This is a genomic window from Bacillus sp. SIMBA_074 (assembly GCF_046534555.1).
Taxonomy (GTDB): domain Bacteria; phylum Bacillota; class Bacilli; order Bacillales; family Bacillaceae_G; genus Bacillus_A; species Bacillus_A mycoides.
Genome location: NZ_JAWRYM010001326.1, coordinates 1 through 231, shown reverse-complemented (window position 1 = coordinate 231; position 231 = coordinate 1). Strand labels below are relative to the sequence as shown.

Genomic DNA, 231 nt, shown 5'->3' with positions numbered 1-231 from the left:
CATTCCTGCCGGCTTGCCGCCCTGGAAAGCCTCGACGAGGGCATCACCCGATGGAGTCCCCGCCGTCTCGACCACACCGGAGATCACGCCGTAGGAGTCCAGCACGCCATCGATCCCGGCGACGATCTGTCCCTGCGCGACGTCGACCGCGGTGGCATCCTCCACGCGAAGCGCATCCTCCCAGTACTCGGCGATACCTCGACCGCTGCTGGGGGTGAACACCACTTCATA

The 231-nt window shown here is 65.8% G+C and carries 1 protein-coding gene; it reads right to left on the bottom strand.

Going from position 1 to position 231, the window contains the following annotated elements; genetic code table 11:
* The coding region (locus tag SB773_RS35000) for a hypothetical protein (RefSeq protein ID WP_410595189.1) at positions 1-231 on the bottom strand (231 nt) is incomplete at both ends.